This window comes from Candidatus Hydrogenedentota bacterium (assembly GCA_019695095.1).
Taxonomy (GTDB): Bacteria; Hydrogenedentota; Hydrogenedentia; order Hydrogenedentales; family SLHB01; genus JAIBAQ01.
The window spans coordinates 25064-46397 of sequence record JAIBAQ010000026.1 but is presented as its reverse complement, the minus strand read 5'-3'; the positions used below and the strand labels follow the sequence as shown (position 1 = coordinate 46397).

The 21334-nt window shown below is 58.5% G+C and carries 18 protein-coding genes; 12 read left to right on the top strand and 6 right to left on the bottom strand.

Features of this window, described 5'->3' with window-relative positions; genetic code table 11:
* Together K1Y02_06835 and K1Y02_06830 are read right to left on the bottom strand one after the other, a co-directional pair.
* Positions 1-517 (bottom strand): sigma-70 family RNA polymerase sigma factor (locus K1Y02_06835; GenBank protein ID MBX7256061.1); only part of this gene is annotated, 517 nt, incomplete at its 3' end.
* A 10-nt stretch (positions 518-527) separates the two neighbouring features.
* Positions 528-1061: a hypothetical protein gene (locus K1Y02_06830; GenBank protein ID MBX7256060.1), complete on the bottom strand. Its 534-nt coding sequence runs from the start codon at positions 1059-1061 to the stop codon at positions 528-530.
* A 536-nt stretch (positions 1062-1597) separates the two neighbouring features.
* On the opposite strand from K1Y02_06830, the gene K1Y02_06825 reads away from it, so the two are divergent.
* The 10 genes from K1Y02_06825 to K1Y02_06780 all read left to right on the top strand — a co-directional run bounded on the left by K1Y02_06825 (position 1598) and on the right by K1Y02_06780 (position 12476).
* Positions 1598-2371 carry a TetR/AcrR family transcriptional regulator gene (locus tag K1Y02_06825; protein MBX7256059.1) on the top strand — a complete coding sequence of 258 codons (774 nt, stop codon included), beginning with the start codon at positions 1598-1600 and terminating at the stop codon, positions 2369-2371.
* Positions 2372-2478: 107 nt separating this feature from the next.
* Positions 2479-3351, top strand: a complete 873-nt coding sequence (locus K1Y02_06820; protein MBX7256058.1) for a DUF1559 domain-containing protein — start codon at positions 2479-2481, stop codon at positions 3349-3351.
* Positions 3352-3881: 530 nt separating this feature from the next.
* On the top strand, positions 3882-4310 hold the full coding sequence (locus K1Y02_06815) for an ATP-binding protein (protein ID MBX7256057.1): 429 nt from the start codon (positions 3882-3884) through the stop codon (positions 4308-4310).
* Positions 4303-4716, top strand: coding sequence for an STAS domain-containing protein (locus tag K1Y02_06810; GenBank protein MBX7256056.1), 414 nt, complete (start codon positions 4303-4305; stop codon positions 4714-4716). The genes K1Y02_06815 and K1Y02_06810 overlap by 8 nt, the downstream gene beginning before the upstream one ends.
* Positions 4716-6701: a PP2C family protein-serine/threonine phosphatase gene (locus tag K1Y02_06805; protein MBX7256055.1), complete on the top strand. Its 1986-nt coding sequence runs from the start codon at positions 4716-4718 to the stop codon at positions 6699-6701. Before K1Y02_06810 ends, K1Y02_06805 begins: the two co-directional genes overlap by 1 nt.
* Before the next feature lie 444 nt (positions 6702-7145).
* Entirely contained in the window at positions 7146-8351 is a 1206-nt protein-coding gene (locus K1Y02_06800; protein ID MBX7256054.1) for a NupC/NupG family nucleoside CNT transporter, read from the top strand.
* Positions 8352-8370: 19 nt separating this feature from the next.
* Positions 8371-9153 (top strand): bifunctional hydroxymethylpyrimidine kinase/phosphomethylpyrimidine kinase, encoded by a 783-nt coding sequence (gene thiD, locus K1Y02_06795; protein ID MBX7256053.1) that lies wholly within the window; start codon positions 8371-8373, stop codon positions 9151-9153.
* Positions 9154-9184: 31 nt separating this feature from the next.
* A complete protein-coding gene (locus K1Y02_06790) occupies positions 9185-10540 on the top strand; it encodes an alpha-L-fucosidase (protein MBX7256052.1) in 1356 nt (451 codons plus the stop codon).
* Between the two features lie 17 nt (positions 10541-10557).
* Positions 10558-10797, top strand: coding sequence for a hypothetical protein (locus tag K1Y02_06785; GenBank protein MBX7256051.1), 240 nt, complete (start codon positions 10558-10560; stop codon positions 10795-10797).
* The gene (locus K1Y02_06780; GenBank protein MBX7256050.1) at positions 10794-12476 is read left to right on the top strand and encodes a hypothetical protein; all 1683 of its coding nucleotides are present in this window, start codon (positions 10794-10796) and stop codon (positions 12474-12476) included. The genes K1Y02_06785 and K1Y02_06780 overlap by 4 nt, the downstream gene beginning before the upstream one ends.
* A 2-nt stretch (positions 12477-12478) precedes the next feature.
* Here the strand turns inward: K1Y02_06780 and K1Y02_06775 are convergent, their stop codons facing one another.
* From K1Y02_06775 to K1Y02_06765, 3 genes are all read right to left on the bottom strand, one after another.
* Entirely contained in the window at positions 12479-13531 is a 1053-nt protein-coding gene (locus tag K1Y02_06775; protein MBX7256049.1) for a metallophosphoesterase, read from the bottom strand.
* Positions 13532-13719: 188 nt separating this feature from the next.
* Complete coding sequence (locus K1Y02_06770; protein MBX7256048.1) at positions 13720-14817, bottom strand: site-2 protease family protein; 1098 nt, start codon at positions 14815-14817, stop codon at positions 13720-13722.
* 138 nt (positions 14818-14955) lie between these two features.
* Positions 14956-15642, bottom strand: coding sequence for an inorganic pyrophosphatase (locus tag K1Y02_06765; GenBank protein ID MBX7256047.1), 687 nt, complete (start codon positions 15640-15642; stop codon positions 14956-14958).
* A gap of 160 nt (positions 15643-15802) precedes the next feature.
* Between K1Y02_06765 and K1Y02_06760 the strand changes: the two genes are divergently transcribed.
* Positions 15803-17017: a hypothetical protein gene (locus K1Y02_06760; protein ID MBX7256046.1), complete on the top strand. Its 1215-nt coding sequence runs from the start codon at positions 15803-15805 to the stop codon at positions 17015-17017.
* Between the two features lie 4 nt (positions 17018-17021).
* On the opposite strand, the gene K1Y02_06755 is transcribed toward K1Y02_06760, so the two are convergent.
* Positions 17022-20087: a DNA polymerase III subunit alpha gene (locus tag K1Y02_06755; protein MBX7256045.1), complete on the bottom strand. Its 3066-nt coding sequence runs from the start codon at positions 20085-20087 to the stop codon at positions 17022-17024.
* A 276-nt stretch (positions 20088-20363) separates the two neighbouring features.
* On the opposite strand from K1Y02_06755, the gene K1Y02_06750 reads away from it, so the two are divergent.
* The gene (locus K1Y02_06750; protein ID MBX7256044.1) at positions 20364-21275 is read left to right on the top strand and encodes a histone deacetylase; all 912 of its coding nucleotides are present in this window, start codon (positions 20364-20366) and stop codon (positions 21273-21275) included.
* Positions 21276-21334 lie beyond the last annotated feature (59 nt).

Below are 21334 nucleotides of genomic sequence, written 5' to 3'. Positions count from 1 at the left end.
GTTCGCTCAAGGCGCTGCGCGCGCGCTGCAGCCGCTTCTTAACGGTTTCGCGGGATAGGCCGGTCCAGTCCGCGATTTCTTCCGTGCTAAGCCCTGCATGGTAATGGAGGGTGAGCACTTCCCGGAAGTCGGGAGTCATCGTGGCAATCTGGGCCCACAGCGCGCGGTGTATGTCTGCGTTTTCCATACTTTCACGGAAGTCCACCACCAGCGTATCTCCCACTTCTTCCAAGGAGCTTCTGCGCCACCGGTTGCGTCCGGCATTCACACTGACGTTGCGCACGATAATCGCCAGCCACGCGGGGAATCGTTCCGGATCGCGAAGACGGTTCAAGGTCGAGAAGGCCTGCAACCATCCTTCCTGAGCGGCGTCTTCCGCGTCCTGATGGTTGCCGAGGCGCGCGAAGGCCACGGCATACGCCATCCGGTTGTATCGCTGAATCAGCGCCTCAAAAGCATGGCGGTTGCCCGCCAGTGTTTTTCGAATGATCTCCGCATCCGATTCCCCGCGTAGCATTGCGATGCGCTCACTTCCCTGTTTGTTGCTTGATGTCGTACTGTCCCTTGGTCATGGATTTCCGTAGCGCTTTCCAGCGTTGCGGGTCGGCAACCTGGTTTGCCTGATCGCTGTTGGTCTTGCCGAGGCTTTCCAGTTTCTGGCTATTGTACTTTGCCGCATTCTCCCGCAGCACACGGGCGTTTTCTTCAAGCACCTGCCGGCTCTGCTGAACTTGTCCCGTGTCGCGAAGCCGGACCGCAGACTCGTTCGTCTCCGTCGCCAACTGAGCCACGACGCATTCCATGACGTCCGCGTTTTCGCCGGCTTGCGCCAACTCGCGCGAGTCCGTGACAGCCACTTGGGTAGTCGCGCGCTTGGTCTCCAGAGTCTTTGTAAGCAAGTCAACGTACTCGACCTTTGCGGCGGCGAGGATGTGTGAGTCGCCAGCCGCAACCTGAAAATCGATACCAGCGAACGCCACACCCGCAACCAGCATTTGGAGCGTTGCACACACACCCAGAAGCCAGTACGTTCGGCCATTGACAATTCCGTGCCTGCTCATACTCTTGATCCTTAGCGTATACGCTTCATCCGAGCGTCTCTGGAAGGGAGTCAACGTGGGGCTGCGTCTGGGGACAATGCACTGTGGATATGCCCCAAGCGGGAGGCTATTCATGGAAAGCATAGTAATCGTAAGCCATTACGCATCAGTTACATGCGGGTATAGAGACATCTTTCCCGTGGTCTCTCCTAAGAAACAGACAGCGTAAGTTGCCTACGCCCTTACAGGGTTCACGTTGGGTGTGGTTGGATCCTGGGGTCTCGATTGGCGTCTGAGGCACGAATCTCACCCCAGGCTAAAGTCTGCACTCAAGAGAGGGGGCTGTTCGCCTGACTACTGTTTCTACCGCTGTAGCCCGCGCTCCCGCAGTTATTCGCTCAGTACAACGCCAAACGGCCGGGGAACAAATACGACAGAACGAGAACCCTGCCTTTTAGGCGCGGCCCCTTGACAGAAACAGGAAGATTTCATATTATGACAGTTGTCGGATTCTTACATATGTATCTAAAGTGACGCCCGTCGCAAGTGGGGAATGAATGTCCGAACCAGAAAGCATTGAGAGTCAAGGGAAGCCTGTCCGTGGCAAGCAACGCGAGTTGCTTCAGCGCGACGCGATGTTCTTTGAGGTCGCGCGCCGAATCTTCCTTGATGAGGGAATTCACGAGCTTACGGTGAGCCGTTTGGCCGACGTCACGGGGTTCAGCCGGGCCACCCTCTATGACCGGTTTGGGTCGAAGGAGGGTCTATTGGTCGAGTTGGGTATTGCGTGCCAGCGGGAACTGCTTGCATCCATGCAGCGGGCGCTTCTATTTCCTGGCCACCCCCGCGAGCGATTGATGGCGGTAAGCGAGGCGATGGCCATTTACAGCGAGCGCTATTCGGACAACATGCGGATTCTGGCCACAATCGGTGACGAATCGATTGCCAAGCGCGTGTCCGAGGTCCAGCAGGCGCAGATGAGGGCCATTGACGCGGACATGTTTCGCGTCCTGTTGACGATTACCCAGGATGCCGTTGCGAAGGGCGATCTTGTGCTACCCGAGGGATTTCGTCCTGAGTCGCTTTGTTTTCTTTTTTGGACCATGGCAGATGGTATAGCCGCGGCAATGCGCGGATCGGCGCCTCTTGAGGAGTTCGCCATAACGGAACCGGTGAAAGAGTTGCTGAAGTGCGCCCAGTGGTTCCTTGATGGATGGGGATGGCGGCCACTTGCGACTGAGTGGGACTACGCCGCCACGATGCGTCGCGCTTACGAGTTCCTGGAGCAGGAGACCCAGACCGAGGCAATTGAATCTTCGCAGCCAGGCTAAGCGAAGACCACGCAATACGGGGGAAAGGGGGATAGGACATTAACTCTGCATTTCGACGCCAGCATTTCTGATTTAGAAGTACCAAGCAGTAACTGGAGGTGTTAGTGATGCGAAAGAGGGGTTTCACGTTAATTGAATTGCTTGTGGTGATTGCCATTATAGGCATCCTGGCGGCCATCTTGCTGCCTGCGCTTGCGCGGGCGCGTGAAGCGGCCCGCCGCGCCAGTTGCCAGAACAACCTGAAGCAATTGGGCGTCATCTTCAAAATGTACGCGGGCGAGTCAAAGGGCGAAAAGTATCCGCATATGCACAGCTATTCGGGGGCGAATTGCGACGAGTTCAATGTCGGGACGGCAGATTGGCCGATCGACACGCAATTCCAGGGGAATGAGTTGTACCCTGAATATTTGACAGACATCAACGTGCTTCTGTGCCCGTCGGCATCGGGAAATAACAGCGTCGAGTGGTATTTGAACAACGATCCGACCACCGACCAAATCCTGCCCTGCAACATCCGGTCCCACGATTATAACTACTGGGGTTGGGCGCTCAGCGACGAACTTGTGTTCGCCGACCCGGTCAATGGGCCGAGTCTCACGACCGTGACCGTCGGGGACGTCAACACGGCCAACGCCGATGTTGTGGATTTCATGACGTTTATCTCGACGGTGCCGAAAGTGGAAGCAACGGATGCCGACAAATTCGACGAAGACTTTGGAGCGGTCCGCCGCCTTCGGGAAGGCATCGAACGGTTCTTTATCTCCGACATCAACAATCCGGCAGCGTCCGCCAAGGCGCAGAGCGACATCTGGATTATGTGGGACGACGTGTCCACCCGAGTGCCCGGTTTGATGAATCACATTCCCGGCGGGAGCAACGTGCTGTACATGGACGGTCACGTGACGTTCTTGAAGTACGGAACCGAATCGCCGCTGTCGGCGGGAATGGTTCAAGTTGTCTCCGGCAATATTCAGTTCTAGTCCAAAAGTCTACGCCGGCGCTTACCGGTGGTGGTCTAACACGCGGACAATCCGCTCAATACTTCGTATGCTCCGGTGAATTCACCGAGGCATCGAGGGGGGGCTGACGGGAGCGAGCAAAAGGGCAGTACGCATTTGCTCGCTCCCGATGCTTTGTAGCGAGCGTGATGCTCCGCTCCTTAGAGCGTCCTTTGGGTGGGGGCTGCGTCTTTGCCTGGGGCGGCGTCCTCATTGTTTCCGCGACTGCATCTTGGGACCTCGGAGGGCTCTGCGGAGGAGCCGGAAGAGGCTTTGCAGGTTTTACGGTTTATGGTATTCTTCGCGGTGTGGCCAGCTTCGCCGGATGGGGCGGTGCTGGCTCTACGCTGCTTGTAGGGTTCTGGGGAAGAACTTGCGGGCATGGAGCGGATATGCCGTAGGGAATCCGGCAGGGGATTGCACCGTTTCATTTGTATTGGAACGCACGGACGCAGGGACCTCCTGGCGGTGCTGGCGAGGTTTTCGCGATGGTGACAGCGCAGGCGAAATGCGTGGGTAACTCTATATTCGTCAAAGAGTTTCACAGCTCGATTGAGGCCTTGGGCGATACGCTTAACGGAGCGCTCGCCAAACTTATCGAACGCGGGTGGATTACGCGCGACCAGATATTCTACGCGCAGTTGTGCCTGGAGGAAGCCCTGGTCAACGCGGTCACCCATGGCAACCACTGCGATGAGCGGCTTTCGGTGCGCATTGAAGTCACTGAAGAAAATGAAGTCTGCGTGATCCGGGTGTATGACCAGGGAGCAGGATTCAATCCTGATTCGGTCACGTTGCCTGGTTGCGATCATATGAACGGCCGGGGCATCTGTCTCATCCGTTATTGCATGGACGAAGTGAAGTACGACAAGAAGGAACATTGCCTGGAGATGCGGATGCGTCGAAAGGCGTTGTGTAAGGAAGGAGCGCCTCATGAGTGAGCAACAGTTGTTGCGTTTTGAAGAGCGAGGCGTGATCACGATTGGCCACATTGACGCAGCGAGCGTCTTGGATGCCCTTAACGTGACGCAATTCGGCAAAGAGGTCCTGGAGTACGCAACCGCGCACCCGGGGCTCAACTTGCTGTTGGATTTCCAGCGGGTGCAGTACCTGTCGAGTACCGTGCTGACGGAGCTTCTGCGGATCCATCAAGTGTGCAAGGATTCCGGAGGCGGTTTGCGCCTGTGCGGGCTCAACAAGGACATACAGCGCGTGTTCGAGATCACGAACCTGGACAAGATGTTCACCATGTACGGGGCGCTCGACGATGCAATCCTCCGGTATGCGCGTTCACTCACGATTGAAGCCGAGGAGCAGGCCTGGTCGCATCTGACTAAGGACGTGTAATGGCGTTGCGGTTCCAGACGCGTTTGAGCATTGCGATGAGCATGCTCATCGTGGCGGCCGTGAGCGCCATGGCCTTCATCGTTCTTCTGGCATCGATAGCCTCCATCGCGGAACACTATCGCCGGTTTGGTCTGACGGTGACCAAGCTTTCGACGCGCAACATCGAGTATGGGGCGTCGCTGCCGGGGCGCGTGATGGACCGGGTGGGTGAGCAGATGGTGGTGAGCGCGCTCATGCTCGCGGAGCTGGTCGATACGGCGGAAAACCAAGCGAAGCTGTCGCCCGAGGCGATCTCGGAGAAGCTGAAGCGGGTGGTCACGGACTCGAAGAGGCTCAAAGGGTATCCACTGATCGACGATCTGTGGGTAACCGACGAGAGTGGGCGCATCTATATCGGCGCGAATCCCGTGCCTCCGCTTCAGATCACGCCAGACCCCGCGCTTAATCCGCAGAGCCACGTTTTTTACCCGCTGCTGGAACCCGGCGCGATGCCCATTGTTCAGGACTTTCAGCCACGCGACTCGGACGGCAAGAAGTTCAAGTATGTGGGCGTCAGCGGCGTCGACAAGCCCCGCATTATCCAAGTGGGCGCAGGTGAGCAACTCGTCGAAGGGATACAATCCGAATTCTCGGTCCAGAATGTACTCGACCGATTCTTCCCTGATTTGGATGTGGCCAGCATGCTTGTCGTGGATTCGTCCGGGACGGTCCTTGCTTCCGTGGGAGAGCAGGATATGCCACGTGAACGTATCGCCGACTCTGGAGTCATTCGGTTTTGCGTTGAATTCCTCAACGACAAGGAGGAGACGCGGAGTTTTCAGACGCGCCCCATCGGGTATGAATTTGGCGTGGTGACCCGGTTGCGGGGAAACGAAGGCGAAAAGCCACGCGCTTTGTATATTCAGCACCGCACCGATGAGGGTCGGCAGCTTATCCGCAGCACGTTTGCCTACTTGTTCGCGCTCAGTGCGATCACCATTCTTGTTGCCGTACTGGTCATCATGTTGCTCAGCCGCGGTTTGTCGCACCCCGTCAAGGTCTTGGCGCAGGGAGCGCGCGAGTTCGGCAAGGGCAACCTCGATCACCGGGTCTCGCTGGACACACGGGACGAGATGCAGCGGCTGGCGACGGCCTTCAACACAATGGCCGATTCGCTGCAGCGTCAGATGCGGGAGATTGAAGAACAGACCTCCGCGAGGGAGCGACTTGAAAGCGAACTCGCCATTGCCGCGGAAATGCAGCGGTCCCTGTTGCCGGAGCAAGCTCCCGCCGTCGAAGGCCTGGAGGTGGCGGGGTGGTCTCATCCCGCGCGCGAGGTGGGGGGCGACTTTTACGATCTTATACCGCTGGGTCCGGGTCGTATTGGCGTTGCCATTGGCGACGGCACGGGCAAGGGATTGCCAGCGGCCCTTCTCACCAGCGAATGTTGGAGCATTTTCCGCGCAATTGCCGAAGATCTCGAATCGCCCGCGGCCGTGCTCTCGAGAACCAACAATGCCTTGTGCAAGCGCGTGGGCGCAAGCGGCCGTTTCGTTACGATGTTCTACATGGTCATTGACGCCAACAACGGTGTATTGCGGTATGCGCAGGGAGGGCACAACCCGCCCATGATCGTGGGCGCCGATTCCGGGCGCATGCAGGCGTTGCGAAGCAAATGGGGTATGCCGCTTGGCGTCGAGGCGGACTGCCAATTTGAGGACCGGGAGGTCCTGCTCGATCCCGCCGACACCATCGTGTTGTATAGCGACGGCATCACGGAGGCCAGAGGAGCGGATAATCGGCTCTACGGAGAGGCGCGGTTCTGCGAAGTCCTGAATGGGTGCACGGGGTTCAGTCTGGAAGAACTCATCGCGCGAGTGCGCAGCGACGTGCAACTGCACACCCAGGACATCGAAATTGCCGACGACATGACCTTGGTTGCCCTCCGGTGGCGCGCTCAGGACGCCCTGCGCGGCGACCCCCCGGATGCAGGCGAGGCGGCCTGAAGACCCAATTGGCCATGCGCGATCGGGAAGGTCTCCTTTTCGCGTCACCCCTCGCTATCGACACGGTCCCCACCACACCGCGCGGGGTAAAGGCTCGATCTATGCTGTCAGGCAATTCATGGCATCTGGCATTGCCGCAACCCCACGTTATGGGTATAGTACGCCCTAATCCGCAATTTGCATCGGCGCGATTGAGCGCCGACGCAAATTGCTCACTTGCAGGACTTTGAGGTTATGCCATAAGGATTTCTCGCGAACACACTCTATTTTGGGAGAACCGCTTTGCTATTCGCCGCAAGTCTCGCAAGCACACCGGTTACGAAATAGGCTAGAGTGTGTTCGTGAGAAATCCGGACTAATGCATTGCGCGATGGGTCCTTCGCTGATGTGCGTTGTCGTTGTACGGGGTTGATGACGGCCTGATTCGCAACGTGGGAAGATGGGATGTCTCTGCGACTGGTAAGCCTACTGGGTCTGTTTGTTCTGATTGGCATGGCGTGGGCGATGTCCGAGAATCGCAAGGCCGCACCGTGGCGCTTGGTGGTATGGGGTGTAGTACTTCAATTCGGAATAGGCATTCTCATACTTCACACATCGTTGCACGACGCTGTATTTCGCGGCATGAAAGTCGTCACCACCGTATTGACCGAATGCACGACCGTCGGGTCGCGGTTTGTGTTCGGGAATCTGGTGGAAGACACGAACATCAACGCGCTGATGGCATTTCAGGTACTGCCGGTAATCATCTTCGTGTCTGCACTCGCGGCAATCCTTCAGCACCTGAAAGTCATTCAAGTCGTGGTGCAGGCCATTGCGTGGCTCATGAAGCGCACGTTGAAAACATCGGGCGCGGAGACCTTTGCCGCCGCGTTGCTCATCTTCACAGGGATTGAGTCGGTTACGGCGGTCAAGGCATACCTTGGCAAGATGACGCGGTCGGAATTGTGCACCGTGATGACCACATTCATGGCGACGATTGCGGGCAGTGTATTGATCATTTATGCCACGTTCGGCGCGGAGCCTGGCCATTTGCTCACGGCTTCATTGATGAGCGCGCCGGCTGCCATTGTCATCTCGAAACTCATGGTGCCGGAAACCGGTTGCCCCGAAACGTCGGGCAATGCGCGCGTGCGCATCGAGACATCCAGCCGAAACGTAATTGATGCCGCGGCGCAAGGCACGTCACAAGGGTTGGCGATGGCATTGCAGGTGGCAGCCATGATCATTGCCTTCATCGCATTGGTACACTTGCTGGACTTGATGTTGTCGGTCACAGGATATACATTCGTCGATGTGCTGGCTGTCGTCTTTCGTCCGTTCGCCTATTTGCTGGGTGTGTCATCCAGCGATGCGGCTACGCTTGCCCAGCTGCTGGGCAAGAAGACGGTGTTGAACGAATTCCTTGCATACCTTGATTTGAAGACCTGTATTGAACAAGGCACGTTGTCGCCACGCGGCGTCGTGATTGCCACGTACGCTCTGTGCGGATTTGCCAATCCTGGAAGCGCGGGAATCATGATTGCCGGGCTTGACGTGCTGGTTCCGGAGCGGCGCGGCGAGGTGTGCGAATTGAGCGTGAGGGCCTTCATCGGCGGCACGCTGGCGTGTTTCATGACCGCCTGTGTCGCGGGAGTTCTTATTCGTGGGTGATGTGCGTATTCCAAAAGCGATGACCATTGCCGGAAGCGATTCGGGCGGGGGCGCGGGTATTCAGGCCGATCTGAAGACCTTTACGGCCCTGGGCGTGTACGGCATGTCGGCGATTACCGCGTTGACGGCTCAGAATACGCAGGGAGTTGCGGGCGTTCATGATGTGCCCGCGGATTTTGTGGCGCTGCAGATCGATCACGTGGCACGCGATATCGGAGTGGATGCCGCCAAGACGGGGATGCTGTCGAACGCCGAGATCATCGAGGCCGTGGCCGAAAGCGTGCGGTGCAATCACATCGATTTGCTCGTGGTCGATCCGGTGATGGTGGCCAAGAGCGGCGACTCATTGTTGCAGGAATCCGCGCGAGAAGCGCTCATTCGCCATATTCTGCCGCTGGCGTACGTGGTGACGCCCAACACGTCGGAGGCTGCCGTGCTTACGGGCAGTCCCATCGAGACCGCGGATGCCATGCAGGATGCGGCCCGCGAGATCTACGATCTGGGGCCGCGTCACGTGCTGATTAAGGGCGGCCACATGAGCGGCGACGTTGTCGAGGATCTGTTGTATGACGGACGCGCGTTTCACACGTTTCGCGCGTCACGCATCGACACCAAGAACACGCACGGAACGGGATGCACGCTGTCTGCCGCGATTACGGCATACTTGGCGAAAGGCAGCAGTACCGTCACAGCGGTAGAAGCCGCGAAGTCTTATGTAACCGAGGCCATTCGGCGCTCGTTGGCATTGGGCTCGGGTCACGGGCCGCTGAATCACGTTTGGCAATTCGGATTATTGGGATAGAGAGCTGCATTCAATGGGAGGGAGCTGGCAGATGAAATACCGTTTGATTCTCGCCGCGGTTGCTATCGCAGTTGGCGTAGCCGTTGGTTCGGCCGCGCAGGAAACCAAATATGAACCGACATGGGAATCGTTGGACACACGTCCACTGCCCCAGTGGTTCGCCGATGCAAAGTTCGGCATTTTCATTCATTGGGGTCTGTATTCGGTGCCGTCGTGGGGACCGAAGGACCAGTACGCCGAGTGGTATTGGAATCACATGCAGGACAAGAATGGGGAGACCTGGAAGTTCCACGAGAAGACATACGGCGCGGACTTCAAGTACCAGGACTTTGTGCCGATGTTCCAGGCGGAACTGTTCAATCCGGACGAGTGGGCCAACGTATTCAAGCGGTCGGGGGCCAAGTACATCGTACTGACGTCGAAGCACCACGAGGGATTTTGCCTTTGGCCCAGCGCGCAGGCGTGGAACTGGAACGCGGTTGACGTAGGTCCTCACCGAGATCTAGCGGGCGATCTGATTGCTTCTGTGCACAACGCGGGCCTGCGCATGGGCTTCTACTACTCCATCTATGAGTGGTACAACCCGCTGTACCTTTCGAATGTCGATCAATATGTCGATCAGCACATGCTTCCCCAGCTCAAGGACCTGGTGCAGCGTTACAAGCCGGATATCGTCTGGCCGGACGGTGAATGGGATCGGCCGAGCGCGGAGTGGAAGAGCACCGAGTTCCTGGCGTGGTTGTATAACGAATCCAACGCGCCGAAAGACGTCGTTGTGAATGACCGCTGGGGCAAGGAATGCCGTAACGTTCACGGCGGTTTCGCGACGCCGGAGTATGGGCACTTGCCGAAAGGCCGCTTGACCGACATGCAGCGATGGGAAGAGTGCCAGGGCATGGGCAAGTCGTTCGGTTACAACCGCAACGAAAGCGCCGAGAACTACCGTTCGGCAACCGAGCTGCTTCATTTGCTCATCGATTGCGCGAGCCGCGGCGGGAACCTTCTGCTGGATATCGGCCCCACCGCCGACGGACGAATCCCCGCCATTATGGAGCAGCGCTTGCTCGATATGGGCAAATGGCTTGACGTTAACGGCGAGGCCATCTATGGCACCACCAAGTGGCGTGAAGTGAGCGACGGAGAATTGGTTCGCTATACGACCAAGGGAGGCGCGGTCTACGCGATTTGCCTGCAGTGGCCGGGGCAGACGTTGACCTTGGCCAATGTGAAGCCCGGCGCGGATGTGAAGGTATCGATGCTGGGCGTGGACTCGCCGGTTGCGTGCAAGACCGCAGACGGCAAGCTAGTGATCGACGTGCCACAACTCACGCCGGACAAGGTTCCGTGCGCGCACGCGTACGTGTTCAAGCTAACGGGAGTCGAGTAACAGCGGAAGGGTCTGCTGTGGGGGGACACAGAGTAGAAGAAGGCTGGCGCGAGTTCCGGGAGCGAAGAGACGAGGATTTGCCCGGGCTCGCGCCGCTGGATGCTGAAACACTGCGGTTTGTCCGTTCGTGGCACAAGCACCCTGCGATAGCCGAAGCGCTCTGCAAAGACGGCCTGAATCTGGGCGAAGCAATAGAGTTCGATCTATTGCAGGAAGTTGTCCCGATTCTTCTTGCGGCCCGAGCAGAACAGCCGTGAAACCAAGCGTACTTTTAAACTTGATTCAAGGCGAGCTTGATTTGAGTGAAGCGCTGTGCGCTCGCGCCGACTTGGAGATCGTCTTGCCGGGGGAGACTCCAAGCACTGAATCCCTGGCGGGCGTCGCAATCGATAGTCTCAAGAAGCGTATGACCGAAGCTCTGGCAGGGGCGAACGGAAAGGCCCTGGCAAACGTGTTGCGGCACGTCTTGGATGAAACACTGCGGCTGTCGTTTGAGGGAGATTTTCCAGAGATCCCGTCCGTCGCGTGGAGGCCGTTGCGCGAAGCCATCGCGCGGATCATGCGCGAGCACGGGTTCATGGTGACCATGCTCCAGTCTGCATTTCATCAGCGTTTGGCTGAGCGCGGCCTCGACTTTCTGGTTACATCCGATGACATGCTGCCTCAAAGCCGTGCTTTGATCGAACTTGCGCATCAAGCGCAGATTCCCACGCTTTGCCGCCAGCACGGCATCATGTGTGGCACCCAGCTGGCATTGCATCATGGACTTCGCACGAAGTACGTTGCCGTTTTCAGCGAGCGCGAGAAGGAAGTGCATGCTTCTTTCAACTTCGACATGGAGCGCATCTTCGTAACAGGGAACCCGCGCTGGGATCGCCTGTGCCGTCCGCCACTCCCGCATGTGCGCGAATCGGCGCGCCGCGCGTGGGGTCTCGATGCAGATCGCCCCGTATTTGTGTACGCCATGACCGATGCAAGCCGTATCTGTGCAACCGCGGCGAAATATCCGTTACATCACATCGACAACACGGCAGGCGTTCTACAGGCGTTTGCCGAATCGGCGCGAAAGCACCCCGAATGGCAGTTCGTTATTCGTCCTCGCCCGACGCCATTCAGCGACATTCGGCCACTGCAGTATTTGTTGAGCGAGGCGACAGCGAATGGATTGTCCCACATTGTTGTCGATCGCCTTCCCGTCTACGAGAGCCTGGCGGCGGCGGATGTGTATCTGTGCACGCAGTCGAACATCGGAATCGAAGCGATGCTGCTTGGACTGCCCGTGATTAACGTGGACTTGGAGGACGCCGGCGCGTGCCTCTATCGGGAGGGGCTGGGACCGCTTTTCCGCGGAGAGGATGCCGTCCTTATCGCTTCGGCAACTGGCGAGATTGCGGAGTGCATGGAGGCGGTATTAACAGACGAAGCGACCCGCGCAACGCTGCTTAAACGGAGGGTGGATAGCGTGCGGCGCTTCAACCATTCCTTGGATGGGAGAGCAACGGAGCGCACGGTCGACCTGATTCTGCGCCTGTTGAAAGAGCACGGAACCAGTCCATGCGCGCGCACACGATCGGATTCCAACCGGGAGAGGGCGCGCCGGGCTGTCGCGCTGGGTGAGGAGCAATTCGGCGCCTCAAAATTGGGGGATGCTCTTCACTCGTTTGCGGCGGCTACCGCGGTTTGCCCCGATTGCGCCGAAGCGTGGAACGATCTTGGAACTGTTCAATGTTCGCTCGGAGAAACGGAGAAGGCCTGGACCTCTGTCCACCGAGCGTTTCACCTTGACCCGTTTATGGAATCGACCCGCGAGAACTTGCGCGCCTTGTCCAAGATTCGCGGAAACGAAGCGGAAGCCGAAAGACTGTTGATGCTGTTTGGCATAGAAGTGTCTACGCTTTCCGCGGGGAGGGGCGTCTGCTCGTCGCCTGCACAGTAGGTCTACTTGGCGCAAGCGGCAAAGACCTCTTCGAGGTTCGCCCTTGCATTCTCAAACTCCTTTGGCGCTGGATCGCCGTTGTCGTCAGGCCAACGAACGAGCTGGATTGAACCGTCGCAGATTTCGATCCCGGTAATATCGCCGTCCGAGAAGCAACAGCATCCACTGTTGAAGTAACAGGGCTTGATGTTCTCTATCTCTGCGAAGGAGTCGGGATGTTGTGCTTGCGCCCAGTTTAGCTTCGCGGAAGCGAGGGCTATTTTCTCTTGCTGCTGAGCCAGTTTGGCGCCTTTCAGCCCTTTCAATCCTGCCTTCAGTTCCTGGAGTTCTTTGGACCGGGTTGCCGACAATGAAGTGGACTCGAACACCGGATGGTGGGTATGGCCGGCTATCATTACGACATCCTTCTTCGTTCTGGCCCACTCGTACATCGCAAGTTCGTGTTCCTTGCGGAGGTTGAAGTCGGTGGCCGGCGTCGCGGACTTGGTTCCAGTGAGACGTTGCCATGTTCCCCACGCGTACCGTACGACGTACTTGCTGAAACTGGCGAAGTCGTCGCTTGCGGGATCTCCCTGATGTCCATGAACGAAGAACAGAGTCCCCAGCGGTTTGCCCTTCTTGAGTACACGAAGTTTCAGTCCTTCTACGACCTCCAGGCCGTCTCCCAAGATGGGTTTGAGGAACTTCATAACCTCGACGTCCTTGCTCCATTTCAGGTCGTGGTTTCCAAAGAACCGGACGTATCGGTTGCCTTCGCTCGCAAACTTCCGCTCCAATTCCAGGGTGTCTCCGTAACGCGCGATTACGTCTTGCGCCTTGCATTCCCAGAGTTCTTCCGCATCGCCCAGAATGAATAGGCTATGTCCTTTTTCAAGGTAGTAGCCGAGGGCGGCATGGTAGGCGCGTTTGCAGTCCCGGAAATCGTCCGCGCCGTCGCCCTTGCCTTTGTGTTGATCGGAGAACACGATGATGCGGGCCGTGTTCAAGTCAATATCGAGCGACTTCGCTTCTACGTAGGCTTTCTCGAGCCGGGACTCCACGTTTGCTTGAGGCATAGTTCCCCCTCCGTCGTTTGCCCTGCAGTAAGACACCCGAATAGGCTACTGCATTTATGATGAATTGGCAATATACGTGATTGGACGAGTACCAGACGACTGGCGGAGGCTCCGTTTCGAGAATTTGACGCGACTGGAGAACTTCGACTGAGCCGTGCGCGGACGTAGCGGTGTGCAGAGACCGGACGTTACGCCGCGCCGCGTGCTTGATGCATTGCGTTCTGCACCATGATGAATTCGCTGACGTTGTGCGGCGTGAGAAGACCCACGAGGTGTCCGTCTTCTATCACGGGCATGGCAGGACAATTGCACTGCTGCAATTGCTGAAAGACCGATTCCAGGGAATCGGTTGGCGCTACAGTCTCAAACGTCGTTTCCATGACGGAACCCGCGGGCGTTGCCGACCCTTCTTCAGCCAGCGCTTTGACCATACCCGCGTACGTCAGGATGCCCAGAAGGCGGCCGTCTTCGACAACGGGGAAGTCCTGTTGAAAGCTCGCAAGGACGTGTTCCACCGCGTTGCTTAGGGGATCGGACGAACGCAAAGTCTGAAACTCGGTGATCATTGCCTGACTAACGGGAAATCCGCCCAGCGAGGATTTGATTTGCGCCATGGACGCCTCGCCCTCCGCGCCGAGCCACACGAAGAGCGCGATGAAGACCAGGAGAAAGTTCTGGGACAACAGGCCCACCAGCCCGAACAAGAGGGCCATCGCTTGACCAACGTTTGCAGCGATACGGGTCGCTCTCGCGTAGGGCATGCGTGTGGCCAGGAGAGCGCGCAACACGCGGCCGCCGTCCATGGGAAATGCAGGCAGCATATTAAATACGACCAACGAGACGTTGACCATTGTGAGCCACGGAAGGAGGTCTCCGCCAACGAGCTTCGGTAAGTGCATGGACTCATCGGCAGGGCCCTGAAGCAACAACAGGGCAAAGCACACGATGGCCAGAACGACGTTGACGGCGGGGCCGGCGATGGCGACGAAGAACTCTTGTTTGGGGTCTTCGGGCATGCGCTCCAATCGCGCCAAGCCGCCGATGGGCAGGAGCGTGATGTCCTTTGTACCGATGCCGAAGTAGCGGGCCATCAGTGAATGGCCAAGCTCGTGCAGGAGCACAATGCCGAATAGAAGCAGAATGGTGGCGATTCCCGCTGCGGCTTTAACGGCGTCGCCGCTCTGGTAAAGGTTCGCGAACCCTATTCCGGCGAGCAAGAGCAGGAACGTCCAATGCAGATAGACGCCGATTCCAAAGATGCGGCCTAATCGCCACGACCATTTCATGGGGCATGTCTCCTTACTTCCGAGTACTGCCCAATTTCAACCATTGAGGATTGGTACGGTATTCCCACCGTCTTTTGCGCGATGCGGCGCCGTTGTCTCGCTTGATTTTACCACACCGATGCAGCGAACCTGCGCTCGTCAGGAAGCGAACAATTTCGTGACAATTTCCGCGATTGCCGAGTATTTTGACAGATAGTCTTCCCGGCTCCGGCGGATAACTTCGAGCGCTTCGGCGCGGTCGTAGACGTGCGTGATTTCGCAGACGGCTTCTTTCGAGTCCGGCGCCTGCTTGTAGGTGAGGAAATAGTGGCGCAGGCGCTCCAGCAGCCGGGGCGGGCACTCGTTAATGTTGCGCAAATCGCCGAAGGCCTCGTCGTTCACCATCACGGCCACGATTTTGTCGTCCGCTTCGTTACCGTCCAGCATGCGAAGTCCGCCAATCGGGATGGCCTGCAGCAAGATGTTGCTCTTGCGAATGGGCTTTTCCGTCAACACACAGATATCGAGCGGGTCGCGGTCTCCCACGATGTCGGGCCGGCCGGTCTTCTGCGAGCAGAAATCCGCCGACCGCGCGCCGCAATACGTCTGCGGGACAAAGCCGTACAGTGTGGGGCACACACTGGAATAGCGCTGGGGGCGATCCACTTTGAGCAATCCGGAATTCTTGTCTATCTCGTATTTCACGGGGTCGGTCGGCGTCATTTCGATATACGTGGTGACGACTTCCGGGGCTTTGTCTCCGATGGGTATGCCGTGCCACGGATGCGAAGTAAAGAGATGTCCCATGACATTGGTGAAATCATCGACAGAAATAGCGGAATGCATGAAATACGGTGTCCTTTGTTGAAGTCGCCTTGCGCGGTTTTCCCCGTTCCGATACAACGCGCGGAGAGGCGGTGGTTATTCCATCGCCGTTTCGCGCTGGCCCGGGGTGTCGTGTATTGCGTAGAATATTCGTCCTCTACAGGCACGGGGAAAGGAATCGATGATGACGCGTATATTCGTGGCGATGCTCCTGCTGGTTGCAGTGTTTGGGGAAGTGGAGGTGGCTTCGGCGCAAGATGCCACGGGGTCTTTCGAGTTGACGGTTCTTCCCGCCGAACATAAGAAGATGACCGATCCCGTCACCGGCGCGGAACTGATCTTCCTGACTTCGAGTCCCGCGAGAGACATTAACCTCTATTTCCACGAACGCTCCTGGTTGTCCGACAGTTCCATGATTTTGTTCACGTCGGAGCGCGAAAACGGCGGGGCCATGGCGTATATCGTCGCCACCGGCGAATTGGTCCGGCTGCAGACGCCCAATGGAGGCATCGGCGCGATCAACGCGGCCAAGGATCGCCCGAGTGTGCTGGGCATACGCGAAAAGTCCATCGTCGAACTTGCGCTGACACTCGAAGTCTCGCCGACACCGGAGACGGTTCCGTCGCGCGTGACGGCCCGCGAGCGAATTATTACGCAGTTGCCGGATCTCAGTCCGCACACGCCCCCTTCGGAAAGTTGCGACGGACGTCACCTGGCGGTGGGCGTCAATTTCCCTGATGGAACTCCGGGGATCATGCTCATTGACGTCGCCTCCGGGGAGGCGCGCGAGTTGTGCCGGGTTGGCACGCCGCCCGGTTACGGAGGCCATGTACAGTGGAGTCAGAGCAACCCCAATCTCCTGAGCTTCGCGGGTAGAACTCCTCGCCTCATGGTTGTCGACATTCGCGACGGGGTCCCCAAGGGTATCTACCACGAGCAGAAAGCCGAACTGGTGACGCATGAGCACTGGTGGATCGCCGACGAACACGGCGATGATCGGATTGTCTTTTGCGGCGGCACGCACCCGAAGCCGACCGAAAACGCGGACGTGAAGGTTATCAACGTGCGAACGGGCGAAGTCCGCATCATTGGTTCGGGTGCGTGGTGGGCCGAAGGCACGCCGGAACAGATCGCGAAGTGGAACTTCTGGCACTGCGCGGGCAGCGCCAACGGCAAGTGGGTCGTCGCCGACAACTGGCATGGCGACATCACCGTCTTCGAGGCGGATACGACCCGTCCTCATCTGCTTACGACGGGCCACCGCACGTACGGAAAAGGTGACCATCCGCATGTAGGGTGGGACCGCAACGGCAGCCAAGTCGTGTTTGCTTCTTCGATGTCCGGCAATACGGACGTGTGTGTCGCGACGATTCCTCCGGCGTGGCAGAAGAAGTGATTGGTCAGCCGCCGGCCTCTTCGACGCCATCGACGATCACGGTGTAGTAATGGTCCTGCTCCTGAACCTCGCCGGTAATCAGGTACGGTCCATGGCTAGCCAGAAGATGTCCAAATAGCTGGTAGGTTTCCGGCCATAAGACGGCTTCGAAGATACCGGATGGATCTTCCAGCGTCAGAAACTTCATGGCCCCGCGTTCTTTCACGGGGGCGCGGCGTTCGGCGACCAGCCAACCGATCAGAGTGACGCACGTGCCTGCGTAGTGGGGCATATCCGCGCAGAGAATCAACGTCCGTTCCGTGAGCAAGGGCAGGTAGTACTCGAGCGGATGCGTCGAAGCGAGCATACCCAGCGTGGTCCATTCCCAATCCATGCGGCGCTTGCGCGAATAGTCCGGCTGTTTCGGTACGAGCACATGCACCCCCGCGTCGGCAAACAACAGGCCGGACTCGGCGTGATGTTCGCGCACGGTTGCAGTGATGTTCGCGGGTGGATTGTCGCGACCCGCGCGGTATTGAAACGAGGAGACGTAGCGGTCTTTCGTGTCCAAGGAATTTCGCACACTCGTCATGCGCGGGTTCTCACCGGTTAGCAGTTTCAACTCCCACAGCAGCGCGGGACGTGTCCGCCCGAAGGAATCGCACGCACCGGATTGAATCAGGATTTCGGCGTCGGCATAGCCGATACCGGTGCGGTGAATGAGAGCGCCCAGCCCGGAGAAGGGCGCTTCATTGCGCCGCGCAAGAATCGCCTCAACGGCGGCGTAGGAAAGGTTGCGCACTTCGACGAAGCCCACGCGAATGGCTTCACCTTCGACGGTGTAGCCGAAACGGCTTCGGTTGACGTCGGGCGGGAGTATCGGAACCCCGAGCCGCTTGGCCTCTTCGAGATATACGGCGGGATGGTAATAACCGCCGCGATTGCTCAACACGCTGGCGAGAAACTCGGCGGGGTAATGCGCTTTGAGGTAGGTGCATTGATACGCAATCTCGCCGTAGGTGCAGGCGTGGGCCTTGCAGTAGGAGTATTTCGCGAAGTTGGCAATGAGCCCCCAAATCTCTTCGGCCACCTCGCGCGATACGCCGTTGGCCGTTGCCTTCTCGATGAACAGTTTCATGTTCTTGGCCATCGCGACGGGATGGCGCTTTTTGGTCATGGCGCGGCGCAACGCGTCGGCCTCGGCGAGGTCCATTCCCGCGATGACGCTCGCGACCTTGAGGATATCCTCCTGATACAGCATCACCCCGTAGGTGTCGCCCAGCACTTGCTCCAAGGAAGGATGCAGGTAAACCGTCGGCTCTTTGCCAAGATGCCGGTCGATGAACCGCTTTTTCATGCCGCTCCCGGAAGGCCCCGGACGCACCAGCGACAGCGTCTTGATCAGCATGTCGGTGTTGTTGGCAAGTGTGTGGCGCAGCAAGGCGCGCATCGCCGGCGACTCGATCTGGAAGCAGCCGATGGAGCGGCCCGCGCGAATGAGATTGGCTGTAAGCGGATCGGGATCGGGAAGGCGCTCGACGTTTACGCGAATGCGCCGGTTGTCCCACACCTTCTGAACGGTCTCGTCGATTACGGTGAGGGAGCGGTGGCCGAGCAGGTCCATCTTCACGAGGCCAAGTTCTTCGATGGGACCCATGTCGTACTGCGTGATGAGGATGCCCTTGGCCGCGCGCTGCAGCGGCACGAAATCGGTGATCGTATGCGGCGCGATCACGAGTCCGCCGGAATGAATCGACAAGTGGCGAGGGAATCCGTCGATAAACTCGCTCATCGCGATAATCGATTTGAGCGGTTCCTCGTCGATGCGCAGGCCGCGGCTTTCGGGCAAGTGCTTTACGACCGCCCGGATGTCCCCCGCATGATAATGCGGCAGTTGCCGCGTCACGGCGTTGGCCTGTTCTTCGGGCATGCCGAAAGCTTTTGCGATTTCGCGCACCGCCGACCGCGCCTGAAACGTGTTGAATGTGGCAATCATCGCGACGCGATCCGCCCCGTAGCGCTTGTACACGTAATCGATCACGTCGTCGCGGCGCCGCCAACAAATATCCAGATCGATGTCGGGACAATCCGTGCGCGACAGGTTTAAGAAGCGTTCGAAGTACAGGTCGTATTTGAAGGGATCGGCCCGGGTGATGCCCAGCGCGTATGCGACCAGGCTGTTTGCCGCCGAACCGCGTCCGACGATGGGGATACCGTGTTCGCGCGCGTGGCGGACGATGTCCGCGACGATTAGAAAATACGGTGCGAATCCCAGCCGGTGAATCACGTCGAGTTCGTAATGCAGCCGCTGGGTCAATTCGGGATTCAACGGCTGGTACCGCGACTTCAACCCGTCGAACGCGAGCTTCCACAAATACGAGAACGGGGTTTCGTTGTCCGGCAACTCCATCTCGGGAAAACGCGGCGTGCCAAATTCGAGTTCGAGGTTACACTGCTCCACGACCCATTCGATGTTGTCGAGCGTCTCCGGCCACTCGCCGTAGAGGTGTTCCATCTCCGCGGGCGACCGGAACCATGCCCCTTCCGGAGCCGTGTCGCCGGGACGCAAAGTGTCGACGGTGGCGTTCAACCGGATCGCCGCGAGTACGCGGTGCGTTGAGATATGACTGCGTTCGAGGAAGTAGACCGGATTGACCGCCACGGGGCGCAACGCGTTTTCGTGGGCAAACGCACGGACCCGCTCCGCCCGATACCGGGAACGCGCATCGCCGTAGTGCGTCACGGCGACAAGGGGGCGCACCCCATGCTTGGTCAACTCCTTTGCCAGCCCGAGGTCCGCCGTCAACACAAGCACGCTGTCGTCGAAGATCTGGTCCGCGAGATCGAAGTCGGGTGTCAGGTGATACGCCGTGACGATCCGGCAGAGTTGGGCATAGCCGCCCCGGTTCCGGGCGATTACTACCGCGTCGCCCAGCGCCGCCCCCAGCAGCGGCTTTATACCTGCCTCGGCCGCCGCCCGGTAAAACGGGACGGCCCCGTACAACCCGGCGGTATCCGTCAGGGCCAGCGCACGCAGACCGTATTCGACCGCGCGGGCCACCAACTGGCGGACCCCTGCGGTGCCTTCCATGAGAGAAAATGTGCTATGTACTTGCAAATGAGTCATTTAAGTCAGATCGCCGAGAGTTTTCGTCTAAACCGCAGTCCAATACTGAATAATAATTCAGTTTTTTGGAATTTTGCCAGTGATTTTTGGCGGCAACGGGTAATGCCGTGCCAGCCCGTGCGTTGTGAGGTGCGCCGCGTGCAGCAGCTCGCTAAAGACCACCCTGAGAACGTGGCGTTATCCGGCTCAAGTACGTACAATCGACACCAACGACAACCTACCGGGCGGCGGGAGAAGAGAATGGCGCGAACGGGATATGTCTTCCGTAAGGAAGGGCTGCTGCACGACACCGGGCCGGGGCACGTGGAGCGGATAGCACGGTTGGAGGCCGTCCGCGATGCGTTTGCCGCCGCAAAGCTGAATCCGCCCGAAATTGCCAGCGGACCGGCCAGTCGCGAGGACTTGCTGCGCATCCACCGCGAAGATCACATCGCGGCCATCGAAAAAACCTGCGCCGAGGACGGCGACTATCCCGATGTGGACACCACCATGGGGAAAGGCTCCTGGGAAGCGGCATTGACGGCGGCGGGAGCGGCCATCGGGGCATGCCGGGCCGTCGTGGACAATGAGGTGGACAACGCCTTTGTGGCGGTGCGTCCGCCGGGGCACCACGCGGAAGCGGACCACGCGATGGGGTTCTGTCTGTTCAACAACGTGGCGATTGCGGCACGGTGGCTGCAGGTCGAAGCGGGTATCAAGAAGATTGCCATTCTCGATTGGGACGTGCATCACGGCAACGGTACGCAGCATTCGTTCTACGAGGACGACACGGTGTATTACGCGAGCATCCACCAGCACCCCCTGTTTCCCGGAACGGGATTCCCAAGCGAGCGTGGAAAGAACAATACGAACCTTAACGTGCAGATGACGTGGGGAAACGGGCCGGGGGAATGGATTGCGGCCATGGAGAAGCACGTCCTGCCGGAGTTCGCGCGATTCGATCCGGATTTTCTGCTGATATCGTGCGGGTTTGACGCGCATCGCCTGGACCCGCTCGCTTCGCAGCGGCTGGATGTTGCCACGTTTGTGCACCTGACAGAGATGGTGAAACCAATCGCAGGCGGAAAGATCGTGTCGGTGCTGGAAGGCGGTTACCACCTTGAAGCGCTCGCCGAATCGGCAGTGGCGCATTTCAAGGCGCTTCAGGCTTGAAGAAATTTGAAATCTCAAATTTGAGATTTCAAATTTCTTCCAAGGGGGAGATGTGAACC

Excerpts from the sequence above, each read along its gene's own strand:
- K1Y02_06830 (MBX7256060.1), bottom strand. The coding sequence starts at position 1,061 with ATGAGCAGGCACGGAATTGTCAATGGCCGAACGTACTGGCTTCTGGGT.
- K1Y02_06825 (MBX7256059.1), top strand. The coding sequence starts at position 1,598 with ATGTCCGAACCAGAAAGCATTGAGAGTCAAGGGAAGCCTGTCCGTGGC.
- K1Y02_06820 (MBX7256058.1), top strand. The coding sequence starts at position 2,479 with ATGCGAAAGAGGGGTTTCACGTTAATTGAATTGCTTGTGGTGATTGCC.
- K1Y02_06810 (MBX7256056.1), top strand. The coding sequence starts at position 4,303 with ATGAGTGAGCAACAGTTGTTGCGTTTTGAAGAGCGAGGCGTGATCACG.
- K1Y02_06805 (MBX7256055.1), top strand. The coding sequence starts at position 4,716 with ATGGCGTTGCGGTTCCAGACGCGTTTGAGCATTGCGATGAGCATGCTC.
- K1Y02_06800 (MBX7256054.1), top strand. The coding sequence starts at position 7,146 with ATGTCTCTGCGACTGGTAAGCCTACTGGGTCTGTTTGTTCTGATTGGC.
- thiD (MBX7256053.1), top strand. The coding sequence starts at position 8,371 with ATGACCATTGCCGGAAGCGATTCGGGCGGGGGCGCGGGTATTCAGGCC.
- K1Y02_06790 (MBX7256052.1), top strand. The coding sequence starts at position 9,185 with ATGAAATACCGTTTGATTCTCGCCGCGGTTGCTATCGCAGTTGGCGTA.
- K1Y02_06775 (MBX7256049.1), bottom strand. The coding sequence starts at position 13,531 with ATGCCTCAAGCAAACGTGGAGTCCCGGCTCGAGAAAGCCTACGTAGAA.
- K1Y02_06770 (MBX7256048.1), bottom strand. The coding sequence starts at position 14,817 with ATGAAATGGTCGTGGCGATTAGGCCGCATCTTTGGAATCGGCGTCTAT.
- K1Y02_06765 (MBX7256047.1), bottom strand. The coding sequence starts at position 15,642 with ATGCATTCCGCTATTTCTGTCGATGATTTCACCAATGTCATGGGACAT.
- K1Y02_06760 (MBX7256046.1), top strand. The coding sequence starts at position 15,803 with ATGATGACGCGTATATTCGTGGCGATGCTCCTGCTGGTTGCAGTGTTT.
- K1Y02_06755 (MBX7256045.1), bottom strand. The coding sequence starts at position 20,087 with ATGGAAGGCACCGCAGGGGTCCGCCAGTTGGTGGCCCGCGCGGTCGAA.
- K1Y02_06750 (MBX7256044.1), top strand. The coding sequence starts at position 20,364 with ATGGCGCGAACGGGATATGTCTTCCGTAAGGAAGGGCTGCTGCACGAC.